Raw genomic sequence first — 25113 nt, 5'->3', positions numbered from 1 at the left:
CCAATAGTAAACCGTAATAAATCTCACTACGATTTATGTAACTAAATTACATCCCTGCAAGAAAAAACAAATAATTCTAGTCAATTCAAACAAACAGGTGGCGGTGCGAAATCAATAAAACTGCATAAAACCAACTTAAAACCTGCAATGTTGCGTAAATGTTAAACAAAAAGTGAATATTTAAACGAAAAAATTGGGTCACAAAGACGACTTTTCGTTGCATTTCGAAGTCACAAAATTGTAGGATACTTACACAACCCCGTCGTTTTTGTGACTTTTATTACAACATCAACTGCGGGAATTGTCGGCGTTATCCCGCTCCCACCTATATAAGTCACTAAATTGTGACAATAAATAAAGGGATATCACCAAGGATTGTTTTTCTCGCAAAATTTTTCCTGCGAGATACGGAAAGGAATCAAGACTGGTCAACCTCGATCAGTGGCGAATCATAAATATAAAGGACAAGACGTACAGAGCGTACCTAAGACAGTCGAGATCTGTCCGGGGTTCTTGCGTCGACATTGAACTGGAAGGATGTATCTATGGTAGATAGAGAGCAAAATTCACAGGGTCTGTACACTCCGGAACTGGAGCATGACGCTTGTGGTATCGGTTTTGTTGCTCACCTTAAAAACCGTAAATCTCATGAAGTAGTGACTCAAGCATTGGATATGCTGGCTCGCATGGAACACCGTGGTGGTCAAGGTTGTGACCCATGCAGCGGTGATGGTGCGGGTATCTTGCTACAAAAACCTCATGAATTCCTATTAGAAGAAGCCGTTAAGCTAGGCATTAAACTGCCTTCATTTGAAAAGTATGGTGTTGGTGTCGTTCTTTTCCCGAAAGACGAATACAAACGCGAACAATGCCGAGATATTCTAGAACGCAACGCACAGCGTCTAGACCTTGAAGTTATCGGCTACCGCGTTTTGCCAACCGACAACTCAATGATCGGTGCCGACCCGCTAAGCACAGAGCCTCAGTTTGAGCATGTGTTTATCTCTGGTGGTCCAGGCATCACACCTGAAGAGCTAGAACGCAAACTGTACGTACTTCGTAACTACACAGTGCGAGTTTGCCTAGAAAGCGTTTCGAACATTGGTGACGACTTCTACATTAACTCAATGTCTTACAAGACATTGGTGTACAAAGGTCAGTTAACAACCGAGCAAGTACCTCAGTATTTCCTTGATCTGCAAAACCCAACCATGGTGACTGCACTGGCACTGGTACACTCTCGTTTCTCTACCAATACCTTCCCGAAATGGCGTCTTGCACAGCCTTTCCGTTACATTGCCCACAACGGTGAAATTAATACAGTTCGCGGTAACTTGAACTGGATGAAAGCCCGTGAAGCAATCTTAGAATCAGACCTATTTACTCAGGCTGAAATCGACATGCTTCTTCCAATCTGTCAGGAAGGTAGCTCGGATTCATCTAACTTCGATATGGCACTTGAGCTCCTAGTTCTTTCTGGTCGTAGCCTGCCACACGCATTGATGATGATGATCCCGGAAGCATGGCAAGAAAACAAAAACATGGATCCTAAACGTCGCGCGTTCTATCAGTACCACGCGAACATCATGGAACCATGGGATGGTCCTGCTTCAGTATGTTTTACTGACGGTGTTCAAGTTGGTGCGACACTCGACCGTAACGGTCTACGCCCTTCTCGCTACACAGTGACCAAAGACAACTTCCTAGTGATGGCATCAGAATCTGGTGTGGTAGACATTGAACCAGAGAACGTAGAGTTCCGTGGGCGTCTACAGCCAGGTCGTATCTTCGTTGCTGACCTAGAGCAAGGCCGCATCATCTCTGATGAAGAAGTGAAAGACACCATTGCAACGGCGCAGCCTTACGAGAAGTGGGTAGAAGAAAACCTACTGAGCTTGAAGAAGCTGCCAGATGCAAGCAACCAGTTCAGCCAACCTTCTCCTGAGCGTTTGTTGCACCGTCAACAAGCTTTCGGTGTGAGCACTGAAGAAGTGAACGAAATCATCGTTCCAATGGCGAATGATGCGAAAGAGCCATTATCAGCCATGGGTGCAGACTGGCCTCTTGCGGTTCTATCTCATCAGTCTCAACATCTTTCAAACTACTTCAAGCAACTGTTCGCACAGGTAACCAACCCACCGATCGACCCGATCCGTGAGCGTATGGTTATGTCACTGAACACTTACTTGGGTAAAGACCAAAACCTTCTGACTGAAACACCACTTCACTGTCAGAAAGTAGAATTGGAATCGCCTGTTCTGGCGAACTCTGAGCTTGAGAAATTGCGTGCGATCGATAACGAGCACCTACAAGCGAAGACGTTGGATATCGTGTTCCAAGCTAATGAAGATCAAGGCAAGCTTGAGCGCGCACTAAAACGTATCTGCCAATACGCAGAAGACGCGGTTATCGATGGTTACTCAATCATCCTATTAACTGACCGTGCAGTAAATTCAAACCACGCGGCGATCCCAGCAATGCTGGCAGTTGGCGCAGTGCACCACCACTTGATCCGCAAGGGTCTACGTGCGAAGTGTGACATCGTGGTTGAAACCGGTGATGCGCGTGAAACGCACCACTTTGCAACACTACTTGGTTACGGTGCGAATGCGGTTAACCCTTACCTAGTGATTGAAACCATCATTGAACTTCAACGTACGAAGAAGTTGGATCCAGAAGCGAACCCTCGCGATCTGTTCAACAACTACCGTAAAGCGATCAATGGCGGTCTTCTGAAGATCTTCTCGAAGATGGGTATCTCTACGCTACAGTCATACCACGGTGCGCAAATCTTCGAAGCCTTGGGTATCCACAAATCAGTGGTCGACAAGTACTTCACAGGTACGGTTTCTCGTATCCAAGGTCTAACCCTTGATGATATCGCCAAAGAAGTACTTATCCGTCACCGCATCGGTTACCCACAACGCGAAATCCCAATTCAAATGCTGGATGTAGGCGGTGTTTACCAATGGAAACAGCGTGGCGAGAAGCACCTCTTCAACCCAGAAACCATTTCTCTACTGCAAGAGTCTACGCGCAACAAGAACTACGATCAGTTCAAGCAATACGCGACAGCAGTAGATAAGCAAGGCGATAACGCGGTAACCCTACGCAGCCAGCTAGAATTCATTAAGAACCCAGCAGGTTCTATCTCTATCGACGACGTCGAGCCAATTGAAAGCATCGTGAAACGCTTCGCGACGGGTGCTATGTCATTTGGTTCTATTTCTTACGAAGCACACTCCACACTGGCTGTTGCGATGAACCGTCTTGGCGCGAAATCGAACTCTGGTGAAGGTGGTGAAGACCCAACGCGTTTCGAGCGCAAAGAGAACGGCGATTGGGAACGCTCTGCGATCAAGCAGGTGGCTTCAGGTCGTTTCGGCGTAACCTCTTACTACCTAACTAACGCTGAAGAGCTGCAAATCAAAATGGCTCAAGGTGCGAAGCCAGGTGAAGGTGGTCAGCTACCAGGCGATAAAGTAGATGACTGGATCGGTGCTACACGTCACTCAACTCCGGGCGTCGGTCTTATCTCGCCACCGCCACACCACGATATCTACTCAATCGAGGATTTGGCTCAGCTTATCTACGACTTGAAGAACGCGAACCGCGCGGGTCGTGTGAACGTGAAGCTGGTATCAGAAGCAGGCGTAGGTACGATCGCTTCTGGTGTAGCGAAAGCGAAAGCGGACGTTGTACTTATCGCAGGTTTCGACGGTGGTACAGGTGCATCCCCAATGTCTTCAATCCGTCATACCGGTCTTCCTTGGGAACTTGGCTTGGCAGAAACGCACCAAACGCTACTGAAGAACGGTCTACGTAACCGTATCGTGGTTCAAGCGGATGGTCAGATGAAGACACCTCGTGACCTTGCAGTCGCAACACTACTTGGTGCAGAAGAATGGGGCGTGGCAACCGCAGCATTGGTGGTTGAAGGTTGTATCATGATGCGTAAGTGTCATAAGAACACCTGTCCTGTTGGTATCGCGACTCAAAACAAGACGCTTCGTGAGCGCTTTGATGGTCGCGTAGAAGACGTCGTAACCTTCTTCCAATACATGGCACAAGGTCTGCGTGAAATCATGGCTGAACTTGGCTTCCGCACTATCGATGAGATGGTCGGTCAAGGTCAGAAACTGAAGATTCGCCAAGACGTTTCTCACTGGAAATACAAGAACCTAGATCTGTCTCCTGTTCTCCACGTTGAACAGCCACGCGAAGCCGATGGCGTATTCAACCAAGCTCAGCAGAACCACAACCTAGAAGAAGTGCTAGACCGTAAGCTGATTCAAGCAGCGATTCCTGCACTCGAGAAAGGCGAAGCGGTGAATGCCGAGTTCCCTATCGTCAACACGGACCGCTCTGCAGGTACCATGTTGTCGAACGAAATCTCGAAAGTGTATAAAGATGCCGGTCTACCTCAGCCAATGAACGTGAAGTTCAAAGGTTCCGCGGGTCAATCATTCGGTGCATTCCTAGCTAAGGGCGTGAAGTTCGAAGTAGAAGGCGATGCGAACGACTACTGGGGTAAAGGCTTATCTGGCGGCACCTTAGTACTTTACCCAGATGCGAAATCAAGTATTGTCGCGGAAGACAACATCGTGGTTGGTAACGTGTGTTTCTACGGTGCAACTTCGGGTGAGTCTTTCATTCGTGGTATGGCTGGTGAACGTTTCTGTGTTCGTAACTCAGGCGCGAAAGTAGTAGTAGAAGGCGTCGGTGATCACGGTTGTGAATACATGACTGGTGGTGCTGCAATTATCCTTGGTTCAACAGGTCGTAACTTTGCCGCAGGTATGAGCGGCGGCGTGGCTTACGTATGGGATAAATCAGGTGACTTTGAGTCAAAACTGAACCCAGAGCTAGTAGACCTAGATCCAATCGAGCAAGAAGACAGAGATCTATTACTCGACATGCTAACTAAGCATGTTCAATTCACAGGAAGTGAAGTCGCTCAGTCTTTCCTAGACAACTTTGAAGCAAGCCTAGCCTCTATGGTTAAGGTAATGCCGCGTGACTACAAAGCGGTTCTTCAAAAGCGTAAAGCTGAAGCACAGTCTCAAGGAAACGAAACTCAAGCGGAGGCCGTATAATGGGTAAGCCTACTGGATTTTTAGAGCATGGTCGTGAACTACCACAGAAGATCGACCCAGCTGAACGCATCAAGAACAACAAAGAGTTCGTTCTGAACGAGGAGTTTGGTGACAAGATCAATACTCAGGCTTCTCGTTGTATGGATTGTGGTGTGCCGTTTTGTCATAACGGCTGCCCTATCGGTAACATCATCCCAGAGTTTAATGACGCAGTTTATCGTGATAGCTGGGAAGAAGCATGGAACATTCTAAGCTCGACTAATAACTTCCCTGAGTTTACTGGTCGTGTTTGCCCAGCACCATGTGAAAGTGCTTGTGTACTTGGCATCAACCAAGACCCGATCACTATCTGTAATATCGAGAAAACCATCGTAGAAACGGCATATCGAGAAGGGTACGCCAAACCAAAAACACCACGCTCTCGCACAGGTAAAACTGTTGCGATCATCGGTTCAGGTCCTGCAGGTCTTGCGGCTGCCGAGCAGCTAAATAGCGCTGGTCATACTGTGACTGTATTCGAGCGAGACGAGAAAGTGGGTGGTCTACTGCGTTTTGGTATCCCAGACTTCAAACTGGGTATGGATGTGATTGACCGCAAAATCAACTTGATGGCAGAAGCGGGTATCGAATTCAAAGTAAATCAACACGTTGGTGTCGATGTGAATGCCCAGCAACTACGTCAAGAATTCGATGTGGTTCTGCTGACTGGTGGCTCAACTGTTCCACGTGATTTGCCCGTTCCGGGTCGTAAACTAAAAGGCGTCCATTTTGCAATGGAGTTCCTAGGTCAAAACAACCGTCGTGCCAATGATATGGATCTTAAGGGTGAAGAACTTCACGCTGCGAGTAAGCATGTTGTGGTGATCGGTGGTGGTGATACCGGCTCTGACTGTGTGGGTACATCTAACCGTCATGGCGCAGCAAGCATCACTCAGGTTGAAATCATGCCGATTCCACCAGAGAAGCGCCCTGCTAACATGCCATGGCCACAGTACCCAATGATTCTACGTACTTCGACCTCTCATGAAGAAGGTGTTGATCGTCACTGGAACATCCTGACCAAAGAGTTCATTGGCAATGACAAGGGTGAAGTTACAGGTCTTCGTTTAGCTGACATCGTTTGGCAAGATGCGAAACCAGGCGAACGTCCGAGCTTCAAAGAAGTAGAAGGCAGTGAGCGAGTGATCCCATGTGATATGGCTTTCCTAGCGATGGGATTCCTGCACCCAGAACCAACAGGTGTACTTGCTCAATTGGATATTGCACTCGATGATCGCGGTAATGTAGCAACCCAAGGTTTTGCTACAAACCAAGAAGGCGTATTTGCAGCTGGTGATATGCGAACAGGACAATCTCTGGTTGTTCGTTGTATCAACGAAGGTCGTGAATGTGCCCGTGCTATCGATGACTATTTAATGGGTGGCACAAACCTAGAAGCAAAAGCAGATTCACTGATGCTTTCTGCGTAAAGGGAGTGTTCTCACTTCCTCTTTCTGAGCATTAAACCCAGCCATCAGTAGTATCGATGGCTGGTAGCAAAGAAAGAAAACAGTTCCTTCCAACCTTTTTATTTTGACCAGCATTTTGTGCTGGTCTTTTTTATTCCTGCTAGAATCAAATGTTACTTTTTTGTAACAATTATTTTTCTATCTAACTGAATTTATTAGATTATTTTAGCCAATTAAATGGTAAATCGCATATTCACGTGATTATTCACTAATAACTTGACCTTTTTTACAATAAGCTATAGCTTGTGAAGTTGGTGAAAATAAAACACACAATTTTTGTTAAGATATTTGACGAATTTTATTGAATAGATATACATAAAACTTAGAAAGTGACGCATAGTTAGTCATCATTATCAACTTGAGCAGTGTTGATATATCTGTCGGGATGACAGATAAGCAAAGGGAGAATTGCAATGGCTCTTTATGATCCAAGTCTTGAGAAAGACAACTGTGGATTTGGCTTAATCGCGCACATGGAAGGCGAGCAAAGTCACAAGCTGGTACGTACAGCAATTTCTGCACTTGATCGCATGACCCACCGTGGTGGCATCGCCGCCGATGGAAAAACCGGTGATGGTTGTGGTCTTCTTCTACAAAAGCCCGATTCCTATTTACGCCTTATCGCCGAAGAAAATGGCTTCAACCTTGGCAAGCAATACGCCGTGGGGATGATTTTCTTTAACCAAGATCCGGTGAAAGCTCAACTCACCAAAGACATCGTAAACAAAGAACTGGCTCAAGAGACCTTAACCGTAGCGGGCTGGCGTGAAGTTCCAACTAATTCAGAAGTACTCGGTCCGATCGCTGCTGATTCACTTCCAGACATTCAACAAGTCTTTATCTCTGCACCAGCAGGTTGGCGCGAGCGTGACATTGAACGTCGCCTCTATATCGCACGCCGTCGCATCGAGAAACAAATTACAGAAGATCCTGACTTCTACATCTGTAGCTTGTCGACACAAGTTCTGGTGTACAAAGGCTTGTGCATGCCTGCGGACTTACCGCGCTTCTATCTTGATCTTGCTGATCTACGCATGGAATCTGCTATCTGCCTGTTCCACCAGCGTTTTTCAACCAATACTCAACCTCGTTGGCCTCTGGCTCAACCGTTCCGTTACCTCGCTCATAATGGTGAGATCAATACCATTGAAGGTAACCGCCAATGGGCTCGCGCTCGTGCTTACAAGTTCTCATCACCACTGCTGCCCGACCTACAAACTGCGGCACCATTTGTGAACGAGACTGGCTCAGACTCTTCCAGCTTAGATAATATGTTGGATCTCTTTTTAGCAGGCGGTATGGATATCTTCCGTGCCATGCGCATGCTTGTGCCACCAGCATGGCAAAACCACCCAGATATGGACCCAGATCTGCGAGCGTTTTATGACTTCAACTCCAAACATATGGAGCCATGGGATGGTCCGGCAGGTATTGTTCTGTCCGATGGTCGATACGCCGCATGTAACTTAGATCGTAATGGTCTGCGTCCTGCACGTTATGTGATAACTAAAGACAGGCTGATCACTCTAGCATCAGAGATCGGTATTTGGGATTACGCTCCGGATGAGGTTGCCGAAAAAGGGCGTGTTGGTCCTGGCGAACTGCTGGTTGTCGATACTCGCAAAGGCAAACTATGGCAATCAAGTGAGATCGATAACGATCTGAAATCTCGCCACCCTTATCGCGAATGGATGGAAAACAACGTTCGCAAACTCACACCTTTTGCTCAATTACCAGAAGAGCAAGTTGGCGAGCGCAGCTTTGATGAAGACTTGCTTAAGACTTACCAAAAGCAATTCGCCATGAGCAACGAAGAAGTCGATCAAGTGTTGCGCGTTCTCGGTGATATGGGACAAGAAGCGGTCGGCTCTATGGGTGATGACACCCCGATGGCCGTCTTATCCTCTAAAGAGCGCTTGGTGACTGACTATTTCCGTCAGAAGTTCGCGCAGGTAACCAACCCGCCGATCGATCCACTGCGTGAAAAACACGTGATGTCACTAGCAACCAGCATCGGTCAAGAGATGAATGTCTTCTGTGAAACTGATGGACACGCGCACCGAGTAACCTTCGATTCACCAGTGTTACTTTACTCAGACATGCAGCAATTACTCGAGCTTGGAGACAATTACTATCGTAATACCATTCTCGATATCAACTACGATCCACAACAGAAAGATCTTAAACAAGCCATTAATGATCTGTGTGAGCAAGCAGAACACGTGGTGCGTGAAGGCACCGTGCTAGTGGTGCTTTCGGATCGTGCTTTAGTCAAAGGCAAACTGCCAATTCCTGCGGCAATGGCGGTCGGTGCTGTTCAAACTCGCCTGATCGATGCGAACTTACGTTGTGATGCCAACATTGTTGTTGAAACAGCCACGGCACGTGACCCACACCAATTTGCCGTCTTGCTTGGATTTGGTGCCACTGCCGTTTACCCATACCTTGCTTATGAAGCGCTAGGTAAACTCATTGATGATAAAGCGCTAGAAAAAGACTATCGCGATGTGATGCAAAACTACCAATACGGCATTAATAAAGGTCTGTACAAGATCATGTCGAAAATGGGTATTTCTACCATCGCCTCTTACCGTTGCTCGCAACTGTTTGAAGCAGTTGGCTTGAGCCAAGAAGTGGTCGATTTGTGCTTTAAAGGTGTAACAACTCGTATTGAAGGCGCAAATTTCGACGACTTCCAACAAGACTTGTACAACCTTTCTCGCAAAGCTTGGGCGAAACGTAAAGCCATCGAGCATGGTGGTTTATTGAAATATGTCCACGGTGGTGAATATCACGCCTACAATCCAGACGTGGTTGGCACACTGCAAACTGCGGTGAAATCAGGCGAAAGCAACGATTATCAGAGCTTTGCTAAACAGGTGAACCAACGTCCTGTTGCCATGCTGCGTGACTTAATGGCGCTGAAAAAATCAGATTCCCCATTACCACTTGAGCAAATCGAGCCAAGCACAGAACTCTTCAAACGTTTTGACTCGGCGGCAATGTCCATTGGTGCACTTAGCCCAGAAGCACACGAAGCACTTGCAACAGCGATGAACCGCCTTGGTGGCTATTCTAACTCAGGTGAAGGTGGTGAAGATCCACGTCGCTTCGGTACAGAGCGTAACTCACGCATCAAGCAGATTGCTTCAGGTCGATTTGGTGTTACGCCTCACTACCTAATCAATGCAGACGTACTGCAGATCAAGGTCGCACAGGGTGCGAAGCCGGGTGAAGGTGGTCAGTTACCGGGACACAAAGTCACCGCAGAAATCGCAAAACTGCGTTATTCGGTACAGGGGGTGACTCTGATCTCCCCTCCTCCACACCACGATATTTATTCGATTGAAGACTTAGCCCAGCTGATCTTCGACCTAAAACAAGTCAATCCAAACGCATTGGTTTCGGTGAAGTTAGTTTCTGAGCCAGGTGTCGGCACCATCGCAACAGGTGTCGCGAAAGCTTACGCTGATCTCATTACCATCTCGGGCTACGACGGTGGTACTGCAGCAAGTCCACTAACCTCAGTGAAATACGCTGGTAGCCCTTGGGAATTGGGACTGGCAGAGACACAACAAGCACTGGTTGCTAATGGTCTACGTCATAAGATTCGTCTACAGGTAGATGGTGGTCTAAAAACCGGTCTGGACGTGGTGAAAGCGGCAATTCTCGGTGCCGAAAGCTTCGGTTTTGGTACTGCGCCAATGGTGGCAATGGGTTGTAAGTTCCTACGTATTTGTCACCTCAACAACTGTGCTACTGGTGTTGCAACTCAAGACGAGACGCTGCGTAAAGAGTACTTCAAAGGTCTTCCGGAAATGGTGATGAACTACTTCATTGGTCTGGCGGACGAAGTACGCGGATTACTCTCTGAACTTGGTGTTGAAAAACTAACTGACTTGATCGGTCGTACCGATTTATTGGAGACCGTTGAAGGTCTGACAGCAAAACAAACCAAGCTGGATTTGTCGAATATCCTTGAGGCACCAGTCTCTCCAGAAGGGCACCCTCTTTATTGGACACAGCCAAATACACCATTTGATAAAGCAGAGCTAAACAACAAGATCATTGAAGACGCGCTGCAAGCGGTTGAGAAACGTCAATCTGCTAGCTTCTTCTACAACGTGATCAACACCGACCGTTCTGTGGGTGCTCGCCTATCAGGTGAAATCGCTCAGCGTTACGGCAACCAAGGCATGGCGGCAACGCCAATCAAGCTGCATTTGGACGGCACAGCTGGTCAGTCATTTGGCGTTTGGAACGCAGGTGGCGTAGAGCTTTACCTCACTGGTGATGCCAACGACTACGTAGGTAAAGGCATGGCTGGCGGTAAGGTGGTTATCAAACCTCACCTTGGCACTGCATTTAAGTGTAATGAAGCGGCCATCATTGGTAACACCTGTTTGTACGGCGCGACCGGCGGTAAACTGTTTGCGGCAGGTAAAGCAGGTGAGCGTTTCGGCGTACGTAACTCAGGTACGATTGCCGTCATTGAAGGCGCTGGTGATAACGCTTGTGAGTACATGACCGGTGGTATTGTTGCCATTCTAGGTGCGACTGGCGTGAACTTCGGCGCAGGCATGACCGGCGGGTTTGCATACGTATTGGATGAGAACCAAGACTTCCAAGGTCGCGTGAACAACGAATCGGTTGAAGCGATATCTCTGTCAGATCTCTACATCCACCAAGAGCACTTGCGTGGCCTGATTGCCGAACATCTCGAAGAAACCGGCTCTAGCCACGCAGAAGATATCTTGGCGAACTTTGATGAATGGATTCCAAAGTTCTACTTGGTGAAACCACAAGCGGCGGACTTGCGCACGCTACTTGGTCACCAGAGTCGCAGTGCCGCAGAACTGCGCGTTCAAGCCCAGTAATCATGGAGGATGTTTGAATCATGAGTCAGAACGTTTATCAATTTATCGATGTTCAACGCGTAGATCCTGCGAAGAAGCCTATCAAAGTTCGTAAGATCGAATTCGTTGAAATCTATGAACCATTTACCAAGCAACAAGCGACTGCACAGGCGGATCGCTGCTTGGATTGTGGTAACCCATATTGTGAATGGAAGTGCCCAGTACACAACTACATCCCACAATGGCTAAAGCTTGCCAATGAAGGTCGTATCCTCGAAGCCGTAGAGCTATCGCACCAAACTAACAGCTTGCCTGAAGTTTGTGGTCGAGTGTGTCCGCAAGATCGTCTATGTGAGGGCTCTTGTACTCTCAATGAAGACTTTGGCGCCGTCACTATAGGTAACGTTGAAAAATACATTACCGACAAAGCCTTCGAAATGGGCTGGAAGCCTGACATGTCTAAGGTGGAGTGGACCGATAAAAAGGTTGCCATCATTGGTGCAGGTCCAGCAGGCTTGGCTGCTGCCGATATCCTAGTGCGCAATGGCGTGAAACCTGTGGTGTTTGACCGCTACCCTGAAATTGGCGGCCTACTGACCTTCGGTATCCCTTCGTTCAAGCTTGAAAAAGGCGTGATGGAAAACCGCCGCCGCGTCTTCACCGAAATGGGCGTAGAGTTTCAGATGAATGTCGAAGTAGGTAAAGATGTGCAGATGCAAGAACTGCTTGATGAGTACGATGCCGTCTTTTTGGGGGTTGGTACTTACAAGTACATGCGTGCGGGACTAGAAAATGAAGGTGCACCGGGTGTTTACGACGCTCTGCCATTCTTGATTTCAAATACTTACAAGGTCATGGGCTTGGAGCACGACAAACCTTTTATCGACATGGCAAAGCAGCGCGTAGTTGTACTCGGAGGTGGTGATACCGCGATGGACTGTGTTCGTACCTCTATTCGCCAAGGCGCGTCAAACGTGGTATGTGCTTACCGTCGTGATGAAGCCAATATGCCCGGCTCTCGCCGCGAGGTGAAAAACGCCAAAGAAGAAGGCGTGAAGTTTATGTTCAACCTTCAGCCTTTAGGAATTGAAGTCGATGCGTCAGGTAAGGTCTCGGGTGTCAAAGTGGTGAAAACCGCTCTTGGTGAGCCTGATGAAGCGGGTCGTCGCCGTCCAGAGCCCGTCGAAGGCAGCGAACACGTTCTACCGGCAGACGTCGTGATCATGGCGTTTGGTTTCCAGCCACACAAAATGGACTGGTTAGCTCCGTTTGATGTCGATTTAGATCAATGGGGTCGTATCAAAGCCCCTGCGAAACAAGAGTTCCAATTCCAGACCAGCAATGAAAAGATCTTCGCGGGTGGCGATGCGGTGCGAGGCTCTGATCTAGTCGTCACTGCAATTGATGAAGGACGAAAAGCAGCAGAAGGCATTCTCGATTACCTCGAAGTTTAATCACAGCTAACATCACAAAAAGGATCCTATTATTGGATCCTTTTTCTTTTGTATCCATATAATTAGAAGCAAAATTATAAGAGTAAATACAATGAAAAAAGCCGCTCTCCTTTCCATCACTTTGCTCGGCTTAACCGCTTGTAGCCAAGGAGTCACAACCATGACGGATCGTTCTCAATCACCTTGTGGTGACAAACCAAACTGCGTCTCCACTCAAGATACGCGTGCAGAATACAACCTAACGCCATTCACCCTGACTGATTCAGCGAACATCGATGCTATTGAGCAAATTGCGCTTGAACTGCCAGGTGCGAAAACAGCGGTGAAAGAAGGCAACTACATACGCGTAGAGTGCACATCTAAAATCATGCGCTTTGTGGACGATTTAGAACTTAAGGTAGAAGGCGATCAGCTAATTGTTCGCTCAGAATCTCGTGTTGGCTATTCAGACTTTGGCGTGAACCGTAAGCGTGCTGAACAATTACGTTCACTGCTGATGAATGCTGAGTTAATCAAATAACGACCACATATTGGTGCAGAGTGGTATACTCTCGCCAACTTAAATTTTTATCGAAAGAGAGTGTTATGAAAGTTGGTATCATCGGTGCGATGGAACAAGAAGTCACCATCCTGAAAGAAGCAATGACAAACTGCCAAACAGTGAACAAAGCAGGTTGCACGTTTTTCTCTGGTCAGATTAACGACGTTGATGTGGTACTGCTTCAATCTGGCATCGGTAAAGTAGCAGCAGCAGTTGGTACAACCATTCTGCTAGACGAATACCAACCAGATGTGGTTATCAACACTGGCTCTGCGGGCGGTTTCGACTCAAGCCTAAACCTAGGCGACGTTGTTATCTCAACAGAAGTTCGTCACCACGATGCAGACGTAACCGCGTTTGGCTACGAAATGGGTCAAATGGCAGGTCAACCAGCGGCATTCAAAGCAGATGAGAAGCTAATGGACCTTGCTGAAAAAGCATTGGCTCAAATGGAAAACACTCACGCAGTTCGCGGCCTGATCTGTACTGGTGATGCGTTTGTTTGCACGGCAGAACGCCAAGAGTTTATCCGTAAACACTTCCCTTCAGTTATCGCTGTAGAAATGGAAGCATCTGCTATCGCTCAAACTTGTCACCAATTCAACACGCCGTTTGTTGTTGTGCGCGCTATCTCTGACGTAGCAGACAAAGAATCACCAATGAGCTTCGAAGAGTTCTTACCGCTAGCGGCGAAAAGCTCTTCAGAAATGGTATTCAAAATGTTGGAACTGACTAAGTAAGTCTGTCGAATTTCATGGAAGAAACCTTTCAGCAGTTTTATGCCAATGGTGCGCTCCTCGTCATGTGGGGCGCATTATTATTCCATCTCCTGCTCCCCATACCGCACGCTGCGCATCCAGTGACGCTTTGGCATAAATTCGCCGAACAACTGGCTAACAAGGTCAATAACAACCACAACTACTCGCAAAGTATCATCTCTGGCGGACTCGCTCTTCTTCTTATGCTTGTGCCTTGCTTGATATTACTGCTCGCGATGAAGCCTTTAGTTTGGCAAGCACCGCTATTTGAGCTGGCATTACTGCTGATTGCTCTTGACTGGCGAAACAATGAATCACTTGCTAAACAACTCGTCACCGCAATGTCGAATGAGAATAAAGTACAATGCCGAGCACTACTCAAGCCTTACCTGAACCGCGATACAGAGAGCTTATCGCTACTAGGCATTGGTAAAGCTGGAGCAGAAACCATCATCATGGGTTACGGACGTAACGTAGTGTGTGTGCTGTTTTGGTATGGAGTAACTGGTGGAATTGGCGCGTTGATGTATCGTCTTACTGCTGAGTTAGCTCGAGCATGGTCTCCTAGTCGACGTCAATATTCACCATTTGGCAAACCAGTTATTCAATTAACGGCGGTCCTAGAAATCATTCCATTACGCTTATTCGCGATGTTTATTGGTGCGGGTAAAAACGTGTCAAGCGTTTCAACTGCTATGCTTCAACAAGCGAAATCTTGGCCGCTTCCTGGACCGGCATGGTTGTTGTGCTCGATTGGTAACAAGCTTCAATTGTCACTTGGTGGTCCAGCTTTGTATCAAGGACTGCGAGCCGAACGTGCAAAACTTGGGGGGCGTATTGCACCATCAGCCATTCATCTAGCGCAAATCCAAACACTGATAGTTTGGCGTATCTTTGCTTGGATAGTTATCCAAAGCCTAATTCTCGGATTCATTTATCAAGGACTATAATGAAAAATCTTTGCTTTGCCCTTCCTCTTATCTTCTCTGCTGTTTCTTTTGCCAATGAACCTGTTCAACGAGTCATCAGCCTAGCGCCACATGCAACAGAAATCGCCTATGCAGCTGGTCTTGGAGACAAGCTGATTGCGGTCAGTGAGATGAGTGACTACCCCGAGCAAGCCAAAGACCTAGAAAAAGTATCAAACTATCAAGGCATTAAACTCGAACGCATCATCGCCCTTCAACCCGATTTAGTTATCGCTTGGCCTGCAGGTAATCCAGCCAAAGAACTTGATAAACTCAAGCAGTTTGGCATTCCGATTTACTACTCAACAACAGGAACGTTAGAGGATATTGCCAAGAATATTGAACAACTCAGCCGATACAGTGAGAAGCCGGAAGTAGGACGAAAAGCCGCTGAAGATTTTCGTGCACAGTTAGAAGCGTTAAAAGAAAAGTACAATACCGAAGATAAAGTTAGCTACTTCTATCAGTTGAGTGAAAAACCGATCATCACCGTTGCGGGCAAGAACTGGCCAAGTGAAGTCTTCACCTTCTGTGGTGGTGAAAATATCTTTGCCAAAGGCAGTGCCCCTTACCCACAAGTCAGCATCGAGCAAGTGATTACTCGCCAGCCTGAAGTACTGTTTACCTCTCGCCATGCCATGAGTAATGATGGAATGTGGGCAGAATGGAAGAGCGACATCCCTGCATTAAAAAATGGTCATGTTTGGTCACTTAATTCCGATTGGATCAACCGCCCGACCCCAAGAACCTTAAACGCGATCACAGAGGTGTGTGAACACTTTGAAAGCGTTCGGCAAAAACGCTAACGTTTTCGTTGGAAATCCCGTACAATTTCCGTCCCATTTCTGTTCCCCCACAATTTGTTTATAAGGTACCAAGTAACATGGACTCCATGCTGCTTTATATGATCGATTTATTCGGTACTGCTGTCTTTGCGGTTTCTGGAGTTTTGCTCGCAGGTCGATTAAAGATGGATCCTTTCGGTGTGATCGTGCTCGGTAGTGTGACTGCTATTGGCGGTGGCACTATTCGTGATATGGCGCTTGGCGCTACCCCTGTATTCTGGATTACTGACACGACCTATCTATGGGTAATTTTCATTACCTGTTTATTAACCATGATTTTAGTTCGTCGCCCTAAACGTCTACCTTGGTGGGTCCTTCCTGTATGTGACGCAATTGGTTTGGCAGTATTTGTTGGTATCGGTGTTGAAAAAGCCCTAGCTTACAATGCATCCGGCATGGTGGCAGTTATCATGGGCGTCATTACTGGCTGTGGCGGCGGCATCATTCGCGATGTGCTAGCACGTGAAGTGCCGATGGTTTTGAGAAGCGAAGTCTATGCGACAGCATGTATCATCGGTGGTATTTTTCACACGACCGCATTGAGCATGGGTCATGACCACTCTTTCGCCCTACTTGCAGGCGTCGTTTCAACATTGATTATTCGCCTTGGGGCGATTCGCTGGCACTTATCACTGCCAACCTTCGCCATAAATCGATAATGTTCACCTATTGATTGAAAAGAGCCGTCATAACCGACGGCTTTTTTTTGGTAAACGTCAGTCGCTTCTGATTCTGAGCTTAGTTATATTAAGGCTATTATTCCCAACATTCATGGATAGACATGTTACTGGAAGGCATCGAAACACTATTAGTTTTAAGCAAAGCGAAAACCATGAGCCGCACAGGGAGTTTGCTGTATATCAGCCAATCTGCGGTAAGTAAACGCATCGCGAATCTAGAGAAAAAACTGGGAAAGAAGCTAGTAGAACCGTCAGGGAGAACTATTAAACTCACACCTGATGGCATGGCTTTGATCGAAAATATTGGTCCCTCTTTTAATGAGTTACGTGGTCTTATCTATGAACAGCAAGAACTAGAAGATACGTCTTTAATCACCCTCGATAGCTCAAAGTCTCTCATTGCAGGTTATCTCGGGAAAACGATTGGTGATTACCTCAAACAAGACCAGTACTTAACCATAACCACTAACCACAGCCCTAGAATCGTTGAGCGAGTTCAATCCGGTAAAGCGACCGTTGGGCTTTGTGCAGGGCTATTGCCACCGCATCATGGTTTGATGGCTTTCCACTTATGTGATGAGCCTTTTTTCCTCGTTAGTGATCAACCACTGTATACGCTCCCGAAAAAAGTAATCACAAATGATTTAACCAATCCATCCAATAGCTACCAACTGCCAGCATTAGAGAAAATCGGTATTAAGCCATTGATGGAAATGGATGCCTACACAGCGGCAGCCCAACTCGCACTGGGAGGAGCAGCTCCTGCATTAATCCCGCTATCAATCGTCAGAGCGTTGAAGATTCCTGGCGATAACTGCTTTATGTTTGAGCCACTGACCTCTTTGATTCGACCAATTCATATCTGCGTTAGGCAGAACGTGTACCAGTCGCCAAGAGTTAAAACAGTGATAGAAACCATTGGTGATGTTGTTGCCAAAGAAGTTTTGTCGCCATCAACATAGACATGGTAATGACTAAAGGTCGAATCCATTTTTGACCTTTGGTGACGACAACTTTGGCACCAAGCTGAGCACCAATAAAGCCACCTACGGCCATGGTAAGGCCGATTTCCCACACAGGTAAACCAGCAAGAATAAAGAACAGTAGCGCCGCAATGTTTGAGGTGAAGTTAAGAATCTTAGTGCGGGCAGTCGCATCAACCAGTGAAAAGTGACCTAGTGCGACAAAACAAAGAGCAAAGATAGAGCCAGTGCCTGGTCCAAAGAAACCATCGTAGAAGCCTACACCCCCACCAACACACAAAGCAAACATCGCTTCAGAAAGCTTGGGGTCACCTTCAGCCGCTTTCGAGGTTGAAGAAAGCAAAAAGTAGAGAGAAATCGCGATCAGCAAGACTGGGATAAGACTAGTGAGCACACCGGCATCGATAAACTGCACAGCCTCTGCACCAATGGCAGAACCAATAAAGGTACATAGAATCGCTAAGCGCATCTCTTTCAGGCTAACAATACCATTACGCACAAAGTACCAACTGGCAGAAAAGCTTCCAAACGAGCTTTGGAGTTTGTTGGTCGCCAATGCCTGAGTAGGACTTAACCCTGCGGCCAACAAAGCAGGGAGCGTCAAGAGACCACCGCCACCAGCCATCGCATCAATAAATCCCGCAGCAGATGCGACAAAAAACAATGCAATTAAGATTTCGAACGTAATTTCCACTTGTGCGTCCTTGTAAATATTTGTAACCAAGATGGAGCAACGATAGCACTGTCTGACAGACGAACAAAAGGAAACTCAAGACACCAACCTATTCCAGATTTTCATCATTTAACTTAAAAAACACATCATTTAACTTAAAAAACAATAAATAACAAAATAGATTATTACACAAAGACTTTTAACTCCGCCCATTAAATAACAAATATGCCTTATCCCCATCAATTAATTGATGCAAAATAATTATTAATCCATAAAAATAAAACGCTATGTATCATAGTAACTTCTCAAGACAAATTATCTAGAAAAAATATATTCTTATATGAATTTTAATCTCTAAGTTAAGAAGCCATTCAAAATATGATAAAGCTCAAACCTTAATGAGGACATTGGAAATTTAAATTAAATAATTTATAAAAATCAAAACTGGATGAGGAGATGTCTTTAAAATGAATAACAACAAAAAAAGGTTAGAAAACAAAACATATATATTTCTATCCGCTATAATTTTCTCCACGTTAGGAGTTTCAATGATACACATGTCATTTAATGAAATATTTAATTTCATCAGAAACATAGAGATTGAAGAGAGAAGTGTGAATTTTTCACGTTCATCCATAGCCTTAACTTCTGGGTCAATATTATTTATACTTTTCTCCTGCTACTCTTTAGTTGCATTAATTAGAGATAAAAAATTCTCCAAAGAAACAAATGAAGTGACATTAAAAATATTTTTTATAATATTCTTCACATCTATAATATCACCATACCCTGTTAGCTACTATTTAGAAAAAGTAGCACTAGAAAATGGATATAAATACTCAGAAAAATTAAGTCAATCCTGGCTGTATGATAAGAACTACGTTTATATAAAGTGATAAGAATTAGAAAACCAATATTATTTGGAGTAATCATCCTCTACATTCGATAAGAATAGGTTGTGATACTAGAAATGGAATATTAACACATGAGTAAATGGGTATTATGATGAAGCATGGTAACTACGATAGAACGCAAGCATTATTCTACTTGATACTCTTACTCACATCATCAATCTCTCTATTTATATACTCATTTAAAGGTATCGTCGACTTCTATGACAATATAGTCACCAAAAGTGAAATAGCAACCTTTGATCAAGTATATGTATATATGTTTGGAGCGAGTTTCATTCTTTTTGAATGCTTGAGAATACTAGTTATCTCAATTATATCAAACAACTTTTTGACTAAGAGCCAATTCAAAAAATCAAGTGAGATTTTTTTAGCACTCTCCATAACTACTTTTTTATCATTATACCCTGCAATTATCTTAGCTGATGTATTTGCTAAGTCTAATAACTATATATTTAGCAAAGACGAATCAACTTACAATTTTTTATTGGAGAAAAGATCATACAAAATAAAAAATAGAGTTTAATGTATGGAGCGCGACTCCTTATAAATTACTCTCGAAATCGGATACATATCAAGTTTCAACTTAAGAATTAAAGAGGGTCGCATGACTAAATGGTTTCTCCCTATTGCTTTATATCTATGCTTGACTGTAGGTCTAGCAATAAGCCTAAACATCTGGAATGAATGTTTTTCTATCAAGCGAAGAATTGGGGTTGATATTTACTTAATTCTCTTCGGCACAATAACTGCAATAGTAATATGTGTTCCAAACATTCTAACGATTAGCAAAGGCTTGAGTATTGCAGCTAAGGTAAATTTGATCACTATTGCATTTATTCTGGTTACTTGTAGCTCTAATTTTGTTATTGCAAATGGCAGTGCTATTTCTTCATCTTTAGGGACGTTACTTTCAGCCATTAGTTTGATGCTGTACAAAAGTCCGCTCTATCAGGCTTTCTTAGCGCACTTCAATTCTCTCCATTTTAAGCAACCTTAAAGACAAAAAAGCCCGCTCAAATGAGCGGGCAATGAGGTTGTCATATAAGCCCTATTTTTCGGGCTTACTGATTTTTATCTATTACGCTTCTAGGCTAGCTTTCACTTTTGCGTGTAGCTCTTGAACCGAAGTTACTGTGCTCTTCGCATCTGCCGTGTGTGCCATACAAGTCGCGAATGCAGCGTTTAGTGTTGTCGTGTAGTTCACTTTCTCAGCTAGTGCACCGCGACGCAGAACTTTAGAGTCTTCAATCGCTTGACGACCAGCAGCCGTGTTTACGATGTAGGTGTACTCGTTGTTCTTAATACGGTCAAGAATGTGAGGGCGACCTTCGTGTACTTTGTTTACTAGACGTGGGTTAATGCCAGCTTCACCAAGAATGACAGCTGTACCGTGTGTTGCATCCAACTGGTAACCAAGTTTTGTCAACTTAGACGCTAGGTCCACAACGCGCTCTTTGTCACCTGCACGAACAGAAAGAAGTGCACGACCACCTTCTGGGTAAATGTTACCACAACCCAATTCTGCTTTCGCGTAAGCTTCTGCAAACGTTGCACCAACACCCATAACTTCACCAGTAGAGCGCATTTCAGGGCCCAACAGTGGGTCAACACCTGGGAACTTATTGAATGGCAGTACAACTTCTTTTACAGAGTAGTACGGTGGGATGATTTCTTTCGTAAAGCCTTGAGACTCTAGCGATTGACCCGCCATTACACGCGCAGCAATCTTAGCGATTGGCGCACCAGTTGCTTTAGATACGAACGGTACCGTACGCGCTGCACGAGGGTTAACCTCGATTAGGTATACTTGGTTGTTCTTAACCGCGAACTGCGTGTTCATCAGACCACGAACACCCAATTCAAACGCTAGCTTTTCAACTTGCTCACGCATTACGTCTTGGATTTCTTGGCTTAGCGTGTATGCAGGAAGAGAACATGCTGAGTCACCTGAGTGAACACCCGCTTGCTCGATGTGCTCCATGATACCGCCGATAACCACACGCTCACCGTCACAGATAGCATCGATATCGACTTCAACTGCGTCGTCTAGGAAGCTATCTAGTAGTACTGGAGATTCGTTTGATACGCTTACTGCTTCGTTGAAGTAGCGACGTAGATCTTGCTCATCGTATACGATTTCCATCGCACGACCACCAAGTACGTAAGAAGGACGTACAACCAGTGGGTAACCGATTTCACGAGATTTCTCTACTGCTTGCTCCATCGTCGTTACTGTCGCGTTCTCTGGCTGTAGAAGACCTAGACGGTCGACAGCAACTTGGAAACGCTCACGGTCTTCTGCACGGTCGATTGCATCAGGGCTAGTACCGATGATTGGCACGCCAGCTGCTTCAAGTGCACGAGCCAGTTTAAGTGGTGTTTGACCACCGTACTGAACGATAACGCCTTTTGGCTTCTCAACACGTGCGATTGCTAGTACGTCTTCCAGTGTTACTGGTTCGAAGTACAAACGGTCAGATGTATCGTAGTCTGTTGAAACAGTCTCAGGGTTACAGTTAACCATGATAGTTTCGTAGCCATCTTCACGTAGTGCTAGCGATGCGTGTACACAACAGTAGTCAAATTCAATACCTTGACCGATACGGTTTGGACCACCGCCTAGAATCATGATCTTGTCTTTGTCTGTTGGGTTAGCTTCACACTCGTCATCGTAAGATGAGTACATGTAAGCTGTATCAGATGAGAACTCAGCCGCACACGTATCAACACGCTTGTACACTGGGTGAATATCGTACTGGTCACGTAGACGACGGATTTCGCTTTCCGCTACACCTAGAATTTTAGATAGGCGCGCATCAGCAAAACCTTTACGCTTCAGCTTGTTAAGTTCTTCTTTGTTTAGACCAGCGAAACCTTTTGCTTTTAGCTCTTGCTCAAGCTTCACGATGTCTTCGATTTGAACTAGGAACCAGCGGTCGATTTGCGTTAGGTTGAATACGCCATCGACTGACATACCCGCACGGAATGCATCCGCGATGTACCAAATACGCTCTGCGCCTGCTTCTTTCAGCTCATGACGAATTTTCGTCAGAGCGTCTGGTGCATCTAGGTCAACCATCTCGTCAAAACCAGTAGCGCCAACTTCTAAACCGCGAAGTGCTTTTTGTAGTGACTCTTGTTGGTTACGACCAATTGCCATTACCTCACCAACTGACTTCATTTGCGTCGTTAGGCGGTCATTAGCACCTGCAAATTTCTCGAAGTTAAAGCGAGGAATCTTAGTTACTACGTAGTCGATGGTTGGTTCGAATGATGCTGGTGTAGCGCCACCAGTAATGTCGTTCATTAGCTCGTCTAGTGTAAAGCCAACAGCCAGTTTCGCTGCAATCTTAGCGATTGGGAAACCTGTTGCTTTTGAAGCTAGAGCAGAAGAGCGAGATACACGTGGGTTCATCTCGATGATAACCATGCGGCCATCTTTCGGGTTGATACCAAACTGTACGTTAGAACCACCAGTTTCAACGCCAATCTCACGCAGTACTGCTAGAGATGCGTTACGCATTAGCTGGTATTCTTTGTCTGTTAGTGTTTGCGCTGGTGCAACCGTGATTGAGTCACCCGTGTGGATGCCCATTGGATCGAAGTTTTCAATCGCACATACGATGATACAGTTGTCCGCTTTGTCGCGAACCACTTCCATCTCGTACTCTTTCCAACCAATAAGAGACTCATCGATTAGAAGTTCGTTAGTTGGCGACAGGTCTAGACCGCGACGACAGATTTCTTCGAACTCTTCTTTGTTGTATGCAATACCGCCACCAGTACCACCCATAGTAAATGATGGACGGATGATACAAGGGAAGCCAACCATATCGAGTACAGCGTAAGCTTCTTCCATCGTTTTAGCAGTATCCGCACGTGGACACTCAAGGCCGATAGACTTCATCGCTTTATCGAAACGAGAGCGGTCTTCCGCTTTGTCGATTGCATCAGCCGTTGCGCCAATCATCTCAACGCCGAACTCTTCTAGAACGCCGTATTTCTCTAGGTCTAGAGCACAGTTCAATGCAGTTTGACCACCCATTGTAGGTAGTACTGCATCCGGTTTTTCTTTCGCGATGATGTTACGAACCACTTCCCATTGGATTGGCTCGATGTAAGTTGCATCCGCCATGTCTGGGTCAGTCATGATGGTTGCAGGGTTAGAGTTCACTAGGATAACTCGGTAACCCTCTTCACGCAGTGCTTTACACGCTTGTGCGCCAGAGTAGTCAAACTCACATGCCTGACCGATAACAATCGGACCAGCACCAAGAATAAGAATACTTTGAATGTCAGTACGTTTTGGCATTATCTACTACTCCGAATTAAGCGCTGTGTTTTTTGATTAGTTCGATAAAGTGGTCAAATAGCGGTGCCGCGTCGTGTGGACCTGGGCTCGCTTCAGGGTGACCTTGGAAGCTAAATGCTGGCTTGTCTGTACGGTGAATACCTTGTAGAGAGCCATCAAATAGCGATACGTGAGTAGCACGTAGATTTTCAGGTAGTGTTGCTTCGTCTGCGGCAAAACCGTGGTTCTGCGACGTAATCATCACAACATTACGCTCCAAATCTTTTACTGGGTGGTTTGCGCCGTGGTGACCAAACTTCATTTTCACTGTTTGTGCACCCGATGCTAGCGCAAGGATTTGGTGACCTAGACAGATACCAAAGATTGGCAGGCCTTTTTCTAGGAATACTTTTGTCGCTTCAATCGCGTAAGTACATGGTTCTGGGTCACCAGGGCCGTTTGATAGGAAAACGCCATCTGGGTTTAGAGCCAGAACTTCTTCTGCTGAAGTTTCAGCAGGAACAACCGTTAGGCGGCAGCCTCGGTCAACCAACATGCGCAGGATGTTACGTTTTGCGCCGAAGTCGTAGGCAACAACGTGATATGGCAATTCGCTGTCGTCTTTCGCTTCTGGAAGTCCACCCTCAAGCGTCCACGAACCTTGTTTCCATTGATACGCTTCTTTTGTTGTAACCTCTTTCGCAAGATCCATTCCTTTCAAACCAGGGAATTCTTTTGCTTTCGCTAGTGCCAAAGCTTCGTCTAGATTCTCTCCGTTTATAGAAGAGCCAGCTACGATACAACCGTTTTGAGCACCTTTTTCACGCAGGATACGAGTTAGCTTACGCGTGTCGATGTCTGCAATGCCGACGATGTTTTGCGACTTGAGGTAATCAGAAAGGGATTGTTCATTACGGAAGTTAGAAGCGATAAGAGGGAGATCGCGAATCACAAGGCCTTGTGCGTGGATTGAAGAAGATTCTTCGTCTTCGGAATTGGTTCCGGTATTGCCAATGTGAGGATAAGTAAGAGTAACGATTTGTTGAGAATAGGAAGGATCAGTGAGAATTTCTTGGTACCCCGTCATCGAGGTATTAAAAACAACTTCACCAACGGAAATACCATCTGCTCCAATGGAAACACCGCGGAACACTGTCCCATCTTCTAGGACTAACAGTGCTAATTTACCCAAGACAACCTCCAGAATAAAAATGCATAAAAAATAAATTAAGCTGCAAATTTGCCTTCCTTTACCTTGATAATTTACATAAACAGGTATTTTTGACAAATTGGCGGTATTCTAAAGACGGACTTTGAAACTGTCAACACACATTGAAAAATAAATTGGTACTTTCTAGCGAGTAATGACGTTTCAACAGAAAAAGCCCTAAAAAAGTAAGTTTTAGCTATCTACAGATCACTTACCATGACTTTTTTGTGAATTTTACAAATTTGAACTTATTGAAGATCACAAATTTTTGTGAGATTTTTGCGCAAACGTTCATCCCGCAACTTCAACTGCAACTTTTAGGGCTTACAGCCATTT

The 25113-nt window shown here is 45.7% G+C and carries 15 protein-coding genes; 12 read left to right on the top strand and 3 right to left on the bottom strand.

Annotated elements, in window-relative coordinates; all coding sequences use genetic code 11:
- The first annotated feature begins 545 nt into the window (after positions 1-545).
- From gltB (NL647_RS15985) to NL647_RS15940, 10 genes are all read left to right on the top strand, one after another.
- Positions 546-5096, top strand: coding sequence for a glutamate synthase large subunit (gene gltB, locus NL647_RS15985; RefSeq protein ID WP_005447837.1), 4551 nt, complete (start codon positions 546-548; stop codon positions 5094-5096).
- Positions 5096-6565, top strand: a complete 1470-nt coding sequence (locus NL647_RS15980; RefSeq protein WP_253650387.1) for a glutamate synthase subunit beta — start codon at positions 5096-5098, stop codon at positions 6563-6565. The genes gltB (NL647_RS15985) and NL647_RS15980 overlap by 1 nt, the downstream gene beginning before the upstream one ends.
- A 452-nt stretch (positions 6566-7017) precedes the next feature.
- Complete coding sequence (gltB, locus tag NL647_RS15975; protein WP_253650386.1) at positions 7018-11481, top strand: glutamate synthase large subunit; 4464 nt, start codon at positions 7018-7020, stop codon at positions 11479-11481.
- A gap of 20 nt (positions 11482-11501) precedes the next feature.
- Complete coding sequence (locus NL647_RS15970) at positions 11502-12914, top strand: FAD-dependent oxidoreductase (RefSeq protein WP_005447834.1); 1413 nt, start codon at positions 11502-11504, stop codon at positions 12912-12914.
- 91 nt (positions 12915-13005) lie between these two features.
- The gene (locus NL647_RS15965) at positions 13006-13434 is read left to right on the top strand and encodes a DUF1499 domain-containing protein (RefSeq protein ID WP_005447833.1); all 429 of its coding nucleotides are present in this window, start codon (positions 13006-13008) and stop codon (positions 13432-13434) included.
- A gap of 65 nt (positions 13435-13499) precedes the next feature.
- Entirely contained in the window at positions 13500-14195 is a 696-nt protein-coding gene (gene mtnN, locus NL647_RS15960; protein WP_005447825.1) for a 5'-methylthioadenosine/S-adenosylhomocysteine nucleosidase, read from the top strand.
- 14 nt (positions 14196-14209) lie between these two features.
- Positions 14210-15163: a cobalamin biosynthesis family protein gene (locus NL647_RS15955; RefSeq protein ID WP_009697615.1), complete on the top strand. Its 954-nt coding sequence runs from the start codon at positions 14210-14212 to the stop codon at positions 15161-15163.
- Positions 15163-15987, top strand: a complete 825-nt coding sequence (gene btuF / locus NL647_RS15950) for a vitamin B12 ABC transporter substrate-binding protein BtuF (RefSeq protein WP_053049200.1) — start codon at positions 15163-15165, stop codon at positions 15985-15987. Before NL647_RS15955 ends, btuF begins: the two co-directional genes overlap by 1 nt.
- A gap of 77 nt (positions 15988-16064) precedes the next feature.
- Positions 16065-16685: a TRIC cation channel family protein gene (locus tag NL647_RS15945; RefSeq protein ID WP_017190089.1), complete on the top strand. Its 621-nt coding sequence runs from the start codon at positions 16065-16067 to the stop codon at positions 16683-16685.
- Between the two features lie 122 nt (positions 16686-16807).
- Positions 16808-17668: a LysR family transcriptional regulator gene (locus tag NL647_RS15940; protein WP_017190088.1), complete on the top strand. Its 861-nt coding sequence runs from the start codon at positions 16808-16810 to the stop codon at positions 17666-17668.
- Here NL647_RS15940 and NL647_RS15935 read toward each other — a convergent pair.
- Entirely contained in the window at positions 17604-18383 is a 780-nt protein-coding gene (locus tag NL647_RS15935; protein WP_253650385.1) for a TSUP family transporter, read from the bottom strand. The two genes, NL647_RS15940 and NL647_RS15935, sit on opposite strands and share 65 nt — an antisense overlap.
- 446 nt (positions 18384-18829) lie before the next feature.
- On the opposite strand from NL647_RS15935, the gene NL647_RS15930 reads away from it, so the two are divergent.
- Both NL647_RS15930 and NL647_RS15925 read left to right on the top strand, forming a co-directional pair.
- Positions 18830-19258, top strand: a complete 429-nt coding sequence (locus tag NL647_RS15930) for a hypothetical protein (protein ID WP_145994114.1) — start codon at positions 18830-18832, stop codon at positions 19256-19258.
- A gap of 622 nt (positions 19259-19880) precedes the next feature.
- Positions 19881-20273 (top strand): hypothetical protein, encoded by a 393-nt coding sequence (locus tag NL647_RS15925; protein ID WP_172458590.1) that lies wholly within the window; start codon positions 19881-19883, stop codon positions 20271-20273.
- Between the two features lie 81 nt (positions 20274-20354).
- Here NL647_RS15925 and carB read toward each other — a convergent pair whose 3' ends face one another.
- Entirely contained in the window at positions 20355-23588 is a 3234-nt protein-coding gene (gene carB, locus NL647_RS15920) for a carbamoyl-phosphate synthase large subunit (protein WP_005447814.1), read from the bottom strand.
- Between the two features lie 16 nt (positions 23589-23604).
- The gene (gene carA / locus NL647_RS15915; RefSeq protein WP_005447811.1) at positions 23605-24759 is read right to left on the bottom strand and encodes a glutamine-hydrolyzing carbamoyl-phosphate synthase small subunit; all 1155 of its coding nucleotides are present in this window, start codon (positions 24757-24759) and stop codon (positions 23605-23607) included.
- Positions 24760-25113: the final 354 nt, after the last annotated feature.

Origin of the sequence: Vibrio sp. Y29_XK_CS5 (assembly GCF_024181835.1) — a bacterium.
GTDB classification, from domain to species: domain Bacteria; phylum Pseudomonadota; class Gammaproteobacteria; order Enterobacterales; family Vibrionaceae; genus Vibrio; species Vibrio harveyi.
Note: the sequence above shows the minus strand (reverse complement) of the source record. Positions and strands in the feature narration are given on the sequence as shown.